This is a genomic window from Sporosarcina sp. HYO08, from assembly GCF_001563475.1.
Lineage (GTDB): Bacteria > Bacillota > Bacilli > Bacillales_A > Planococcaceae > Sporosarcina.
In genome coordinates this window covers 263948-279578 of record NZ_LPUT01000001.1, presented here as the reverse complement: position 1 = coordinate 279578, position 15631 = coordinate 263948, and the positions used below count along the sequence as shown (strand labels likewise).

At 41.4% G+C, this 15631-nt stretch carries 13 protein-coding genes; 3 read left to right on the top strand and 10 right to left on the bottom strand.

Going from position 1 to position 15631, the window contains the following annotated elements; genetic code table 11:
• Nucleotides 1–251: 251 nt before the first annotated feature.
• Together AU377_RS01340 and AU377_RS01335 are read right to left on the bottom strand one after the other, a co-directional pair.
• Nucleotides 252–1139 (bottom strand): DUF4240 domain-containing protein, encoded by an 888-nt coding sequence (locus AU377_RS01340; protein WP_067402954.1) that lies wholly within the window; start codon nt 1137–1139, stop codon nt 252–254.
• Nucleotides 1140–1161: 22 nt separating this feature from the next.
• Entirely contained in the window at nt 1162–2274 is a 1113-nt protein-coding gene (locus tag AU377_RS01335; protein WP_067402951.1) for an RHS repeat-associated core domain-containing protein, read from the bottom strand.
• 63 nt (nt 2275–2337) lie between these two features.
• Here AU377_RS01335 and AU377_RS01330 point away from each other — a divergent pair, with 63 nt between their 5' ends.
• A complete protein-coding gene (locus AU377_RS01330) occupies nt 2338–2712 on the top strand; it encodes a hypothetical protein (RefSeq protein WP_067402948.1) in 375 nt (124 codons plus the stop codon).
• A gap of 43 nt (nt 2713–2755) precedes the next feature.
• On the opposite strand, the gene AU377_RS01325 is transcribed toward AU377_RS01330, so the two are convergent.
• The 5 genes from AU377_RS01325 to AU377_RS01305 form a co-directional block, all read right to left on the bottom strand.
• A complete protein-coding gene (locus AU377_RS01325; RefSeq protein WP_067402945.1) occupies nt 2756–3286 on the bottom strand; it encodes an SMI1/KNR4 family protein in 531 nt (176 codons plus the stop codon).
• A gap of 11 nt (nt 3287–3297) precedes the next feature.
• Nucleotides 3298–6015, bottom strand: coding sequence for an RHS repeat-associated core domain-containing protein (locus tag AU377_RS01320; RefSeq protein WP_067402942.1), 2718 nt, complete (start codon nt 6013–6015; stop codon nt 3298–3300).
• Complete coding sequence (locus AU377_RS01315; RefSeq protein WP_067402939.1) at nt 5969–7627, bottom strand: DNRLRE domain-containing protein; 1659 nt, start codon at nt 7625–7627, stop codon at nt 5969–5971. Before AU377_RS01315 ends, AU377_RS01320 begins: the two co-directional genes overlap by 47 nt.
• Before the next feature lie 130 nt (nt 7628–7757).
• A complete protein-coding gene (locus AU377_RS01310; RefSeq protein ID WP_067402936.1) occupies nt 7758–8237 on the bottom strand; it encodes a hypothetical protein in 480 nt (159 codons plus the stop codon).
• 325 nt (nt 8238–8562) lie between these two features.
• Nucleotides 8563–9543 carry a diaminopimelate dehydrogenase gene (locus tag AU377_RS01305; protein ID WP_067402933.1) on the bottom strand — a complete coding sequence of 327 codons (981 nt, stop codon included), beginning with the start codon at nt 9541–9543 and terminating at the stop codon, nt 8563–8565.
• A gap of 222 nt (nt 9544–9765) precedes the next feature.
• On the opposite strand from AU377_RS01305, the gene AU377_RS01300 reads away from it, so the two are divergent.
• Nucleotides 9766–10920 (top strand): MFS transporter, encoded by a 1155-nt coding sequence (locus AU377_RS01300; protein WP_067402930.1) that lies wholly within the window; start codon nt 9766–9768, stop codon nt 10918–10920.
• 16 nt (nt 10921–10936) lie between these two features.
• On the opposite strand, the gene recQ is transcribed toward AU377_RS01300, so the two are convergent.
• From recQ to AU377_RS01285, 3 genes are all read right to left on the bottom strand, one after another.
• A complete protein-coding gene (gene recQ / locus AU377_RS01295) occupies nt 10937–12733 on the bottom strand; it encodes a DNA helicase RecQ (RefSeq protein WP_067402927.1) in 1797 nt (598 codons plus the stop codon).
• Nucleotides 12734–12797: 64 nt separating this feature from the next.
• A complete protein-coding gene (locus tag AU377_RS01290) occupies nt 12798–13307 on the bottom strand; it encodes a hemerythrin domain-containing protein (RefSeq protein ID WP_253724348.1) in 510 nt (169 codons plus the stop codon).
• A gap of 229 nt (nt 13308–13536) precedes the next feature.
• Nucleotides 13537–14556, bottom strand: coding sequence for a S66 peptidase family protein (locus AU377_RS01285; RefSeq protein WP_067402922.1), 1020 nt, complete (start codon nt 14554–14556; stop codon nt 13537–13539).
• 112 nt (nt 14557–14668) lie between these two features.
• Here AU377_RS01285 and AU377_RS01280 point away from each other — a divergent pair, with 112 nt between their 5' ends.
• Nucleotides 14669–15574, top strand: coding sequence for an AEC family transporter (locus AU377_RS01280; RefSeq protein WP_067402918.1), 906 nt, complete (start codon nt 14669–14671; stop codon nt 15572–15574).
• Nucleotides 15575–15631: the final 57 nt, after the last annotated feature.

The window sequence follows — 15631 nt, the reverse complement described above, 5'->3', positions numbered from 1 at the left end:
CAAAAAGAGATAGCCGCCAAAACAACATGATTATCAGAGTATGCCACCTCCATTTAACAGGCATATTGTACAAGAAAAAAGCAATTCATTCCTCGATTAAATCGGGAATGAATCACTTTTTATTTGCTTCATTATTTCGCAACAATATTCATAAGCCTTTCTAGATTGGTATGGCCTCACCTACGAAATGGGGGTAATTACTCAATAAGGATAACCCTTATAACAATTCTTTCCGCAAATCCGCAACACTCTCAAAGGCCCCAAGCTTGTTTATTGGAAAACGTTTCATAATCGTAAGCGCTTATATAACTAAAGTTATCTTTTGTTTTCTTCTTATAGGCTTTAGAAGTAACGGTTAACAGTTCCTCAAACTCAAGATCTAAATCGAACAGAGACGGATTGGCTAATACTCTCTCAAAATATGATTGTCCTCTTGCTACAACAGCACATCTGGCATACAGAAATTGATCTGGCGAGAAATAATTATCTGCTTCATGAGTTTGGTGTGCATAGGCAGGCGTATCAAGTAAGAATAATTTGTAACTAAGTGTTTCTTCGAAAGCAAATATGGTCTCAACTGTCCGTTCACTTAATTCTTTGATAAGGATGCCCACATTTTTTTTAAGCGGCTTCTGTTGCTTTCCATTCAATAAACAAATTAAGCTCCAAAATTCAGCATCGTCCATATGTTCATATGTTAACTGATCGCCACTTTCGTTATCCTTTACTTCCTTTATCCTTAAGTGAACCGCCTCTTTATTTTCTCTTTCCCACTCTTCTTGATAAACTAAATCCATTGGCAAATAGTCTTTCCAATTCCCTGCGTAACGGTTCGATTCTAATTCTTCCTCATGTTTAGAAATTTCTTCTGTACGAAGCCATATATAATTCTTAGATGGATAGCCATCAACCCAGAATATAGACCAATCTGTACCTTCTATCATTCCCCTGTTTTGATAAAAAGCCTTTTTTAAACTTTGATGATTTAGAGAGGGCATTTTTTCTTCGTAATAATTAGTCAACAATAATAAAAAAGAATCATCGACCCTTTTTAAAACCTTAACGGCTCCCCACTTATCAGTCGGCAATTTAACCGCATAAAGATCTCCTGTGTTTACATCTGTTTTTAACTTCTCCACATTTTCAACTCCTTCTACGCGATCAAGGCATAGGCCTTTTATGCTTGCCAGCCGACAAATCTAACTGTCCTGTTTTGTGTAACCGGTTTACAGAAGCTCTTTCCCATTGTAAGGCTCTACTCCTACCTCTAATTTTTTTATGGACTACGACTGGACTGTACCTCCCAACTTCTTTTCCATTCCACTTATTCGCCTGTCTATTAGCTCTTGGTGAAGAACCATTCTTGTTTAGTTTTTGTGCACTAATGCCAACCTTCACAACCTTACCAGTTTTGTTATCAAATATATGATAACCGTGATTAGTAGCTTTGCTCAATTTACTGTTCTTGTTAATGGCCCCTATTAACTTCCCGGCCTTTTTCAAATGCCCAACTTTGACAAAACTGCTGCCGGTTTCCCAAGACACTGATCCAGCAAGCGCCCAGCCTTGTTTACCTGAGGCTTTTCCGGCTTTATACGCTTTGTAGCCGTCATATGCCGCAAAGCCAGCATTGATAACTGCCCATGCATAATTTCCATCTGGATCTGTCATCATAACCGGGTTGTTGTTCGCGTAGGCGTAGCCGTTTTGGGTCTTCGGATCGTCTGTGTCTCCACCTTCTGGGTCTGTTGTCAGAAAGACACCTTCTGTCGGCTGGTAATAGCGGGCAATCAGGTAGTACAAGCCGGTCTCTTCGTCATAGCGGTAACCTTTGTAGCGGATCGGGTTTTCCGTTGCCATTATGCCGCTTTGAGAAAGAATATTACCCCACGCATCGTACGTATAAGAAGCAACGACCGTGCCGGATGCATTTGTCAGTCCAGTAATTTCTTTGAGACTGTTATACGTATAATAATAGTTCTGGCCGCCTTTTGACATCATCACCGGCAAGCCGTCCGGGTCATAGACATAGTCTGCCGTAATATTGCCGGCGCTGTCCGTTTCAAACAGGACGTTAATTCCCTGATCATAATGATAGTTGGTTTTCTTGCCGCCGACCGTCTTACTCGTACGGCGTCCTTCGTCGTCATAAGTATAAGAGGCAATCACTGTGCCGGCATTGTTTTTAATAGAAGTGATCTGGTCAAAACTATTATACACATAAGTGTATTGACCGTCTTTTGTACGATTGCCATTGGTCTTAAAATAATACACCTGGCCGTTAATAATGATATAATTAATTTATTAACCACATAATAAATAGTGGAGGGAATCTAATTGTCTGAAAAAGCAATTGAGACTTTGAAGAATTTTTTATTTAGTATGAGCCATGAGGAAGTCAAGATCTTAAATACAGATGGACAAGGTGAGTCATTTTATTTAACATTTATTCTATTTAAAGAAAGCGAACTAGAAAACGAACAACTAGGATACAGTGTAGATGAACAAGGAAATTCATTAATAGGCAAGTCTAAAGGGGATTGGCAAGAAGGATGGATAGTCATTGGTTATGAAGAAGATCTTGGAGATCCTTTAATTGTTGATACTGTTCGAGAAAACTATCCAGTACTCACTGCTGAACATGGGGCTGGCGAATGGGAACCAATTATTCTCTTTCATTCCCTCCATGATTTGATAAAGAGTATCAGCTAATTATTACTAAAGCTGATACTCTTTCTGTTAATTTAATAGGGATTTAACTCCCAAACCCTGTTGTCGATTGTATTTTTTTCATTAACCAGCAATCAAAACTTTCATAGCGAAAAACGAGTTTCGCTGATCTTCTCGTCAACTCAACTACACTTCCATCAACTTCGATAGCAAATATTGTTTTAGGGGTACCGCCAAAATAGAACATATCGCCAGGAATTTTGCAGGGAGGATCCTCAATCTCCTCAATTAAATCATATGGCTGATACAACTGTTCTTCTCGAGACATTCCTTTTTCTAAAAATCCTTTCCCATAAATGTAAAAATCCCCCCCAAATAGAAAAATGCCATTGCATAGGGACAAAAACTTTTTGTACGGTTCAGGAAACTTCTTCTTAGTTTTTTTTTCAAGTAAATCTATATCAGATGGAGGCAGTGGGTGAAAAATATGATGTACCCAACCTTCTACACCCGTTTCGTAAGCCTTGTTAATTAACACTGTTTTATTTTTCAATGTTTTAAAATCCAATATTTTTTCCTTTTCAATTATGTGTAAAATCTCTGTTCTATAATCCATTTATATTATCATCACTTTCTTTTAATGAATTTACCAGTCGTTTGATTTTTCCAGTTACCACCATGGAGTCTTAAGTGTTGTTTTTTTGAAACAAAACGAACGTTTTTTGCTGACCCTGCTAAATGAGGATAATTTTTCACACTATTTATATGGTGTCCTATCATTCCCTTTGCTTTCCCAGTAGTCAAAATTTCCGCTCTTCTCTTACCACTCCATTTTCTAGTACCCTGACCTGTTTTTGCAATCATTTCCCTTTCTGCTTTCCAAGCACGATTGACCCCTGTTCCTCTAGTACCGTTAATATATTTTGAAGTTGCCCCAAGCGCTTTCCCAGCCTTTTTCAAATGCCCAACTTTGACAAAACTGCTGCCGGTTTCCCAAGCCACTGATCCGGCAAGCGCCCAGCCTTGTTTACCTGCGGCTTTTCCGGCTTTATATGCTTTGTAGCCGTCATATGCCGCAAAGCCGGCGTTGATCACTGCCCAAGCATAATTTCCGTCAGGGTCTGTCATCATAACTGGGTTGTTGTTCGCGTAGGCGTAGCCGTTCTGGGTCTTCGGATCGTCTGGGTCCCCACCTTCCGGATCCGTTGTCAGAAAGACACCTTCTGCCGGCTGGTAATAGCGGGCAATCAGGTAGTACAAGCCTGTCTCATCGTCATAGCGATAGCCTTTGTAGCGGATCGGGTTTTCCGCGGCCATTATGCCGCTTTGAGAAAGTATATTGCCCCACGCATCATACGTATAAGAAGCAACCACCGTGCCGGATGCATTTGTCAGTCCAGTAATTTCTTTGAGACTGTTATACGTATAATAATAGTTCTGGCCGCCTTTTGACATCATTACTGGCAAGCCGTCCGGATCATAGACATAATCTGCCGTGATATTGCCTGCGCTGTCCGTTTCAAACAGGACGTTAATTCCCTGGTCATAATGATAGTTCGTTTTCTTGCCGCCAACCGTCTTACTCGTACGGCGCCCTTCGTCGTCATAAGTGTAAGAGGCAATCACTGTGCCAGCATTGTTTTTAATAGAAGTGATCTGGTCAAAACTATTATACACATAAGTGTATTGACCGTCTTTTGTACGGTTGCCATTCGCATCGTATGAATACGTTTGGCCGTTCACGGACGCCAAGCGATTGTTGGCATCATAATCGTACGAGATACTCGTCGTGGTGCCATTTTTTACTGTCATTTTGGATTTGCGGTTTCCAACAACGTCATACGTATACGATTCGTTAAGTTGAGCAGTATTAATCGTTTGCGTTTCCAGTTGGTTAGCTTTATCATACGTAAACGCCTTATTGCCAGATGAGGAAGTGACAGCATTTATATTTCCGTTCAAGTCGTATCCTAGTGTTTCGTCTAACAAGACTGACGTGTCCTTGGTCACTTTTAGTGTCTTCATCTGTTGGGCGTCATCATACGTATAAGTCGTATGCACACCGTTGACATAACGGCGTTGCTGTGGTTCACCAGTCGGGAAATACTCATAAGTTCCCTGTACGGCCTCATTACGATACCAATTTTTCATTCTGTCTGCATTGTTAAAAACAAAGCGTTGAGAAAAGGATATGCCGTTTGAAGTTCCTTTTATATTCGTTAATGTTTCCGTTAACGAGTAGCCATATTCAATCAGCTGCTTGCCGTTGGAAGCTGTCTTTAGCTTATCCGCTTTATCATACGTAAACGTGGAAACGGTGCTTGTATCTCCATTTTTCACGGCCGTTGTGTTACCGTTTTTATCATAGTCATAATGCCATTTTAAAAAGCCATTCACTGAAATATCTTTCGGGCGGCTGTTGGCATCATAATCCGTTTTGATCGTAGTGACGCCATCCGGTTTCTTTTCCGTCGTCATATTGCCAAGTGCGTCATAGCCATATGTTGTGATCTGGTTAAGCGGTTCTTTACGGGTGATAAATTGGTTCTGGTTATTGTAGCCCAGTGTCGTCGTATATCCTCTTGCGTTCTTAATGGTGGTCAAATTGCCGTTATCGTCATAACCATATGATGTCTCATTGCCTTTTTCGTCCACAGTGGACTTCAATTGCTCCTGTTCATCATAATCAAACGATACCTTGTTTCCCTTTGGATCAGTGACTTCTTTGGCGTTTCCATATTGATCATTGATGATGGATGTTTTCCGTCCCAAAGCATCCAGGAACTTCGTCGGATAGTTCTGCATGGCATCATATTCATACTCTTCAGGAATGCCGTCTGGCGGTGTCATGGTTTTTAAATTGCCGTAAGGCTCATAATACGTATACGTCGTTTCTTCCTTTAGGGGATTGATTTCTTTAATGACGTCGCCGTAGACATTATATTGATACGTCATGATTCCATCCGCATCGGTCACCGTTAACGGCTGACTGAAGCCGTTATACGTATAAGAGGTTTTACTCCCCATCGCATCCGTTGTCGTTTCCAGATTCCCTTTGGCATCGTACGTATTCACCGTGAGATTCCCTTTTGGATCAGTCTCTGTTAGCATGTTATAATTCGCGTCATAGGTGAAGGAGAAGCTGAAACCCATCGGATCGGTAACGGCAGTAATGATGTAATTGCTGTTTAAATCATATCTTGTTTCCTGATTAAAAGCATCGAACTCACTGGCCGTTAAATTATAGATGTCATATACATACGTAATATCCGACGCTACATCTGAAATAGTTGGTTGTTTAACTTGAAATAGTTGGTTGTTTAACTTGCTCCAGAAACTCGGCATTATAAATATAAGTCGTTGTTTGATTATTCGCGTCAATGACGTTGTTTAGTCTGCCATCAGTGCCATAATTATACGTGGTAGTCGAACCAGTAAGGTCATCTTTATATATGGTAGAAGTTTTCAATCGCCCAGCCGTGTCATACGTATAGGAAAACTTTTTAACGTTTTCAAACGTTCCGTGGACAATCCGACCGTTCTCATACGCCAGCGTGAGCGTGCGTCCAGTTGCGTCTGTAATGCCCGTGAGTGTTCCATCCGCCTGGCGTTTGTAAATAATTTTGTTTTTATTCCGGTCTTCCGCATAATCAATCGGATAAATTCGGCCTTGCTGCTCCGGGTTCTTAATTAGGTCGCGGAACACAACCCGATTTCCATTAAAGTCTGTGATGACAAAAGCATCTGCATTTGCTTTAACAAGCTGTAAATATAAGCCGGCTGGAGCCTTATACGTTTTAGTAACGGTATTATACGTAAATAAGTGCACGGTTCCATCTGTGTCTGTATAGAGAACGTCTCCGTTTGGAAATTCAGCTACCGTTTCGCTTCCCGTGTATGACCATCCTACCCCTAGTGGCGAGTCATCCACCGCTTTTGAGTTATACGTCCGTGCAAAAGAAAAGCCCGAATTCCCTCTTCCTGTAACAGAAAAATCAGCAAAGTCAAGTACGAGGTTTCCTGTTCCTAAATTAACATACCCTTGTCCATCCGACAATTCATGTTCAGCATAAGACCAGTAACTTTCCAAGCCTAGACGGCTGACAGGGTAATACGTAATGGTTAACTTTGGAGAATATTGTAGTTTACTTGAATAGTCACCTGAGTAAAATTTCTTATAAGTGGCTAATGTTTCATTCGTAGCTTTCAGCATCAAGCCCAAGTTTTGAGTAGGCTGATCCATCCATTTTTGAACGATTTCCGGCTTAATGGTCCATTTGAACAATTGGGGCTCAACTGCGGCTGTATCCAACGCGCCTACAGTTTGTGAAGAAAGAAGACTGGAGTTAAAATCTCCCCCTTTATTGGTCCAAAGTGCGCTTTGTGTCCGGCGCTGCCATGTCGCACGGTTTTCTTCCCACGCACTGCTTGCCTCGTATAATCCAATAGAAGAAGCTGTATCATTCCACACGGACGACAGCCGGAGGTTTAACTGCGCATTCATAACTTTGGAACCAGCAGGCAGTTTTCCAAGATCGAACTGAATAAGAGACCTAACAATATTATTGGTTGTGCTATGGAAGCCCGCTCCCATTTCTAAATCGGCTCCCCCAGTCTGATCAGGCGCCGCGCTGCGGATCGTTGTGTCATTTAAATCATTCTTCGGTTGGTATACTTTTACAGTTGGGTCAATGATAACCGGATAGACACGATCATCGGACATGAGCCAATCCATTGAAGGTTTCAACTCAACAATCCATTGATCGCCTTTTTGGAAGCTTGATACCTCAATGTCATTGCTCCAAGATCCTTCCGGAATTGGATTCTCTAAACGAGAGACGAATCCTTCAGACTTTGCGGAATCCATCATAAATGGTTTTTCAATGACAAACTTTCGTTCCTTACTTTTAAGATCTAGTAAGTAAAGTTCTCCTTCAGCTGTTTGTTCAACGGTCATTCCCGGAATTTTAAGCGCAAAAGAAAATAAGAGCGGTTCATTACTCGAAGGTTTTTCTTGAAGAATGATATCTTCTTTAATTTTCTCACTGCCTATTGTATAGGAGAGATCCGTACCCTTATAAATATTTTCATATAGTCACTTGGTTTTCTTCTATGACAGCCGCACGATTTGCCGGCTTTTCACCGTTCTTCGTCATAGAGGTAATATCAACCGTTTTTCCTTCGTACTGAAGTGACACTAATGGTTCAGCGGTAATCATTTTTGACGAAAAAGATGCCCCAAACGCATTTTTTTCGTTTTGATAGCGACCCGCTTTATTCCTTTTTAACGTATTATCGATTTCTTCCCATTTCTTCGTTTTTTGATCCTTATAATGAATGGGATCAGCAGAAATTTCGAGCTTATGCGCGCCATTTTTCTGTTGGTACACTTTTGAATAGGCGGTTCGTTTCTCCTTTATCTCTCCTTCACTTTGAAAGGCAGGGAAATTCACCTTCTCCGCAGTTTTTTCTTCCTGTGGTACATCTATTGCACTCGCGGCTTGTAATGGCAGAAAAATATTACAAACTAGGGCGATAACTACCAATTTAGAAATAAATCTTTTCATAAATTCTCCTCCTCATAGCTTAAAAGTATATCCAGTTTTCTTCACTTAAACTAGTGGTTACTTTTGTCAATTTACTAGAATTATATCTAGCGAAATGATACCCAGTAGGAGATATTTTTTCATTATTTCTCGGATTAGCAACCATCAAAATCCTTTAAGATAAAAAGCTGTTTAGCCCTGTAAAAAACAAAAAATGCTAGATACAAATCCACTTTGTACCTAGCATTTTACATTCACTTCATTATTTTAGCACTGTATTATAAGTCTTCCTTGATTGGCATGGTTCACCACCGAAATGGGGGTATTTACTCAATATAGATAACCCTTATAATAACTCTTTCCGCAAATCCGCAGCGCTTTTCGGAGATAATAATCCCGGCGCAATGTCAAACACTGTTTTCGCACCGACATCTCCGTTTTGATTTAAACGGTAAGCTGCACGTGCATAGGCAACAAGAACGCTGGATGTGAATTCAGGGTTGCTGTCAAGCTTCAATGAATATTCCATCACTTGCGCATTCCCTTCACCTGTTTTTCCGCTGCGGATGACGAAACCGCCATGTGGCATTGCGGAATGGTCACGCGCCAGTTCCTCTTCAGAAATAAAATTGACAGTCGTGTCGTAGTCCGCGAAATAGTCAGGCATTGTGACGATCGCTTCTTTTACTTGCTCTGCATTTGCGCCTTCTTCTAACACAACATAGCACTCACGCGTATGCTTTTCTCTCGTTGTGAGTTCCGGTAAAGATCCACTGCGCACACGATCGACAGCTTCCGTATTTGGAATCGTATATTGAACCGCACCTTTCACGCCTCCGACTCTTCTGACCGCATCAGAATGACCTTGGCTCAAACCTTTCCCCCAAAACGTGTAGGTTGCGCCTTCTGCTAAAACGGCTTCCCCATACAGGCGATTAATAGAGAATAATCCTGGATCCCAGCCAACAGAAATGATTGCCGTTTTACCATTTGGTTTCGCCGCTGCATCGACCGCCTCAAAATATTCGGGAATTTTTGCGTGCGTGTCAAAGCTATCAATCGTATTAAAATGTGCGGAAAGCGCAGGACCTTGTTCGGGCAAGTCGTTTTTCGACCCTCCGCAAAGAATGAGCACATCGATGTCTTCTTTGTAGTTTTGAATATCATCCATTTTATAAACGGGTACGTCTTTATTTAAAAGCGTAACGTCTTCAGGGTTTCTACGCGTAAATACACCTACTAATTTCATGTCTTTGTTTTGACCGATTGCGGATTCAACGCCGCGGCCTAAATTTCCATAACCTGCAATCCCAATTCGTATTGTCATTGATTTAATCCCCTTTCCAATGAATGCTTATTATTTTATCAGTTTATCGGATGAAATGCGCTTGTTTTTTCAAACTTTTTGTCAAAGTCAATTTATTATGATTGTATCTTTTAAACTGTATTACTGAAATGTTCACAGTCTATCCTTTTACCTCTTTCTATATAAAATGATAAGCTATATATATTGAACTATGGAAAAGATTTAAGAAATGGGGCTTTTGTGTTGCGTGCTTTTGTCTATTTAATCGTTTTCTTCTCGTTTTTTGATTTATTTTCACAGTTGCCGATTATGAGTCCTTTTGCGCTTTCGCTTGGGGCCACGCCTTTCTTAACAGGACTTGCGGTTGGCATGTATTCTTTTTCTAATACGATCGGCAACGTCATATCCGGCTTTATGACAGATCGCAGAGGTCCTTATCTCATTTTAATGATCGGTCTATTTGCGTCGGCGATTTCTCTTTTTCTCTACGCATTTGCCTTTGATCCGATTTCGCTCTTAGGCATTCGCTTTATCCATGGCTTTATGGAAGGACTTATCGTTCCTGCGGCATTTACGTACTTGGCCAATCAGGCGGAAACGACAAAACGAGGCAGCAGTGTTGCCGTTTCTGGTGCATTCGTCGGCATGGCTGCCATTATTGGACCAGCCTATGGCGGCATTCTTTCGGCTAAAACAAGCACCCCATTCATTTTAAGTGTAAATGGCGGTGCCATGCTTCTACTAGCCATCTCGGCATTCTTTGTCCTTCGTTCTTTTTCAATCGTTCAAAAGAACAAAGAAAAGTCTGCAAAACACTTTAGAGTGCGCCATTTATTTCAAAATCCTGGCATGGTGCGTGCTTTTGCCGGTGCGTTTTTCCTCATGTTCTCGCAGGGCGTATTAGCGCTCGTATTACCGCTTAAAGTAGAAGCTTTAGGATTTGATTCGAAGACGAGCGGGATGTTACTAAGTGCCTTTGGCGTTGTCGCCATTCTCATTTTCTTACTGCCGATTAACCGGGTATTTGACCGCGTTCGTCCAATTGTCACACTCGCATTCGGCATTTCTCTGATGGGCCTTAGCTTACTATTGTTAAGCCACATTACAGATTTAAGTTATTTGTACGCGGCTATGGCAATTTATGGGATTGGCTTTGCATTTCTTTTCCCATCGATCAATTCCTTGCTGATCGATTCGTCTGCACCCGAATCTCGCGGAAAAGCCTATGGCTATTTCTATGCTTTCTTCTCGATCGGTGTTGTGGCGGGTTCAAGTGTCATCGGCGCATTAGATCTTGGCTTTCGCGGTGCATTCCTTTTAACAGGAGTAATTTTACTGTCAGTTGCCATTTATATTTTAATGGGTTTGCGTAAAAAAATGATATCTTTAACAAACTAAAAAATCCGAAGCACAGTCAAGTTGACTGCACTTCGGATTTTTCATTTTCTTTCATAATATACGTCTTAATTTCATCTAAAAATAGTTCTCCGTACTTTTCAAGTTTTGCAAGACCGACACCATTTACTTCTAAAAACGTTTCATCGGTAACAGGTCTTTTTGCGACCATATCCCGTAATGTTTTATCCGAAAAAACAACGAATGGCGGGACGCCCGCATCTTGCGCAAGCTGCATGCGAAGTGCCCGCAACTGTTCAAACAATGGATCGTCAGTTGTAATTTGCTTTGTCACAACAACGGATACTTTCCGGAATACTTTTATTTTCCCAAGCAAAACATCTTTTCCTTGATCCGTTACATAAATGATCGGAAACTGTCCATTTTCCACACCTAAATAATTTTCAGAGATAATAAATTCAATGAAATCTGATATGTCTTTTGTCGTAGTGCCTTTCATTAATCCGTAAGTAGAAAGCTGATGAAATCCAAGTTCCATCAGTTTCTTATTGCGTGACCCGTTTAACACTTGCGCAATCATCGTTTTGCCGAACCGCTGCCCCATTCGAATGACGCAAGATAATACTTTTTGAACGTCCACTGTTACGTCCGTACTTTCCCTTGTATCGGTACAATTTGCGCAGCGACTGCATGCTGCGGCATCCAACTCGCCAAAGTACGTAACGATAAACTTTTGTAGGCAGGACTCTGTATGGCAATAATCGATCATCGATTGCAGTTTCTCCAGTTCCGCCGGGATTCTATTTTCGTCTTGCGATTGGTCGATTAAAAAACGCTGCGTCTGAACGTCTTGCGATGAAAACAGCAATGTGCATTCACTGTCTAATCCATCGCGCCCCGCACGCCCTGCCTCTTGGTAATAACTTTCCATATTTTTCGGCATTTGATAATGGATCACGTATCTAATATTGCTTTTATCAATACCCATCCCGAAAGCATTTGTCGCAACCATAACGGTCACTTCATCCATTAAAAATCGGTCTTGCTCCGATTGACGGTCTGTATCCGACATGCCCGCATGGTATTTGGCCACGGCCACGCCGTTTTTTTGCAGCATACTATGGACATGATCAACCGTTTTTCGTGTCGCCGCATAAATAATACCTGCTTCTCCCACATTTTTTTGTACATACGCCTTTACATATTTTTCACGGTCTTGACCTTTAATCACTGAGAACGTTAAGTTAGATCGTTCGAACCCTGTCATGACAGTGTTTTCTTCTTCTATATTTAACTGTTGGCAAATATCTTCGCGAACAGCAGGTGTCGCAGTAGCGGTCAGTGCTAAGACAACCGGCTTTTCATCGAATAAAGAAACAATGCTGCTAATCGCGCGATAGCTTGGACGAAAATCATGCCCCCACTGTGAAATACAATGGGCCTCGTCAATGGCGATCATCGGAATAGTCATTTTTGACAATTCGTTTGTAAACGACGGAGAATGCAATCTTTCAGGTGCAACGTACAGAAGTTTATAATGGCCTTGGGCAGCCAGCTCCATCGTACCGAAATATTCATCGGATGAAAGTGTACTGTTAATATAGGCCGCAGAAATACCAACTTGATGCAGCGCATCGACTTGATCTTTCATTAATGAAATCAATGGTGAAATGACGAGAACTGTTCCTTCCATTACAAGCGCGGGGACTTGATAACAAATCGATTTCCCACCGCCAGTCGGCATGACGCAAAGTGTATCTTTTCCATCTAGAACACTCTGAATCACTTGCTCTTGACCAGATCGAAAGGATGGATAGCCAAAATAAGTTGTAAGTATCTCTAATGCCTTTTCGATTTCCAGAACCCCTTCCTTTTAATGATGAAAAAAGCACCTATTTTCGGTGCCTTTCAACGTATTTTTATTCAAATAGTAACCGCTCTTCATCACGGCTATGTATATCGTTCACAATCATTAGTGAATAAAAGCGATGAATGACATTCGGACTTAACTGTTCTTTTTCTCTCAGCTCTTCAATGTCCTTTACGATTATGCGCATCAGATCGTGATCCCGGATGAGTTGAATAACAACATCTTTTAATTCAGGTTTTGCCGTCGCTATTTCTTCATAGAAACCAGCTTCTTCCGCGTCTGCATGTGCGATGACACGAGTTTTCCAGTAATCAACAAGGTCATCTGCCGCCATGTTTGCGGATTCCAAATCCCCTTCTCTTAATAACGCGATAAGATCGCTTGTTTTTTGTTCCGCACCCGCAAGACCACCTTCATGGATCGCACGGTGCGAATGAAGTTGCTTCAATGCCGGTCCTGATTTTGGTTTTTCCATTTTGTTCATCCTTTCAGAACGGAATTCTACTTCAACAATACCAGATTGGCTCATATATTGAAACTGAACTGTGAGCCTATCCACTTATTAAAAATCCTCTCCCCAGCATTTTGCTGTGGAGAGGATTTTTCTAGCGGGCAAGCTCCCAAAAAATGACAATTAAAATAATGATGAGGGCAATCGCGAGCAATGTCCATTCTTTGCGATCTGGCTTATCTCGTCTGCTATCGGCTTTTTGAGCCATACAACCATCCCCTTCGTCTTTACACTCTTATATAATGAATATTCCCTTTCCACATGAATATAAACAGGACTAAATAAGAGATGTTTCAAGCTTTCCTTTTCCATTTTTGACGGTTGCTTTTCCATAAGCGCCATTGACAAAGGTCATTTGAGGGGGAACATGTCCAATGTCCGCATCATAGACGATTGGAATGCCAGTCAATTCGGCAAGTCTTTCCATCGCATCAATATCTGTAAAACCTTCTTTCGCTTCTCCAGCTGCGGTTCGTCCAAAAATAATGCCCGATGCATGATCGAACCAACCGGCATTGTATAGTTGCAAAATTGAACGATAAAAATCTGGCGCATCCAAATCGCAGTTTTCAAGCGCCCATATAATTTGATCGCCCGGAATGCACTTTTTTTGAAACGCTTTCACATCACCGAAAGGCGTTCCAACTAAATGGCGAATCGTATCGATACATCCCGCTAGCAATCGCCCTTCAAACTGTGCTCCATCACCGTCGATCACTTTCCATTCCGTGTCGCAATCCAGTTTAAAAACATAGGGATCTGGCAGTGCAAAATGCTGCCATTCTGATTGATATTTTTCGGATGACTGTTGAACGATTGTAGCACCTGTTTCTGCTGTGATCATCTCTAGAAATTTCGCGGTGACCGGATCCCAGGCATCACTTCGCACATCGACAAAATTCGTTCCATGTGCGGTTGCGATTCCAGTCATCAGCGTGATGGATAACAATAAAGTGCTCGTATCAGAATAGCCAACAATCCATTTCGGTCGTAATTGATCAAAGTCTATAAGCGGAAGAATCTCAATGAGGAAATGACCACCCCATGGCGGGATGATCGCCGCAATTTCATCACTTTCCATCATCTCGTTAAATTCTGCAGTCCGGATTCCTTTTGGTGTAGATGTCAACTTTTCATCCGTCCAAACTGTATCCCCTAATTTAACAGAAAATCCCCGTTGCTCAAATTGATGTGCGGCTTTTCTTAACAAATGATGTAATTCACTTTCAACGCCGGATGATGTGGCTGTAACACCTATCGTTTGTCCTTTTCGGATTGGGTTTGGATACCGAATCATAGCAATCCCTCGTTTCTGTTCAATTATTCTGACGTTTAAAATGCTCCTATCATTGATTCTATCACGTTTTCTGGTAAGCTATTGACAGAAGACTTTGCCTGGAGTTGAAGCCATGGATTTACTAATGATCATATTGCCCGTGTTTTTAATTTTTTTAATTGGGTATGTTGGACAAAAGTGGATCGGGTTTGACATTAAGTCAATTTCTACAGCGGCATTGTATTTAATGTCTCCCTTTCTCGCGTTTCGTACATTTTACATGAATGACTTAACAATGGATTATTTTTACATCATTGTGACGAGCCTAATTTTAACTGTTATCCTATTAGCTACTGTATGGTCGACGGCTATTTTTATGAAAGCCTCTCGCTCCCAACTGTCAGCCATGATTTTGGGCGGTGTTTTTATGAACAGCGGCAATTATGGCGCGCCTGTTGTATTATTTGCATTCGGTGCAGCGGGATTTGACTATGCGGTTATTATGATGGTTTTCCAATCTTTGCTGATGAACACAATTGGCATCTTTTTCGCCTCGCTTGGCGGTGAAGAAAAAGCGACGTTGAAGCAGTCCTTGCAACGGGTCATCCGGATGCCGCTTATTCATGCAGCAATTATTGGCGTGGGTTTGCAATTATTATCGATTTCTATTCCCGAAACGCTGCTTGGGGGGATTAGCCTTGTGGCTGATGCTTCGATCCCGACTGTTATGCTCGTTCTTGGCATGCAGCTAGCTGTCATAGTAAGAAAAAAAGTGGCCTATCGTTTTGTTGTCTCCGTCGGGGTCATCCGGATGTTCGCTTCTCCAATCATTGCAGCAATTATTTTATTCTTTTTACCTGTTAATGATTTGTTAAAATCGGTTATTATTTTGCAGGCCGCGATGCCGGCAGCAGCGAATACAACAATGTTTGCTTTACAGTTTGGAACAGAGCCAGACCTCGTTTCCTTTACAACTTTTGCGACAACAATTGTTAGCTTAGCAACCATTCCATGTGTATTATTTTTTCTTGGTGTCTAATTTCGCAATTATACAAATATGCAAAAACCATCCCCCGCCTAAAAAAGGGATGGTTTT

Excerpts from the sequence above, each read along its gene's own strand:
- AU377_RS01325 (WP_067402945.1), bottom strand. The coding sequence starts at position 3,286 with ATGGATTATAGAACAGAGATTTTACACATAATTGAAAAGGAAAAAATA.
- AU377_RS01320 (WP_067402942.1), bottom strand. The coding sequence starts at position 6,015 with ATGCCGAGTTTCTGGAGCAAGTTAAACAACCAACTATTTCAAGTTAAA.
- AU377_RS01315 (WP_067402939.1), bottom strand. The coding sequence starts at position 7,627 with ATGACCGTTGAACAAACAGCTGAAGGAGAACTTTACTTACTAGATCTT.
- AU377_RS01310 (WP_067402936.1), bottom strand. The coding sequence starts at position 8,237 with ATGAAAAGATTTATTTCTAAATTGGTAGTTATCGCCCTAGTTTGTAAT.
- AU377_RS01305 (WP_067402933.1), bottom strand. The coding sequence starts at position 9,543 with ATGACAATACGAATTGGGATTGCAGGTTATGGAAATTTAGGCCGCGGC.
- AU377_RS01285 (WP_067402922.1), bottom strand. The coding sequence starts at position 14,556 with ATGATTCGGTATCCAAACCCAATCCGAAAAGGACAAACGATAGGTGTT.
- AU377_RS01280 (WP_067402918.1), top strand. The coding sequence starts at position 14,669 with ATGGATTTACTAATGATCATATTGCCCGTGTTTTTAATTTTTTTAATT.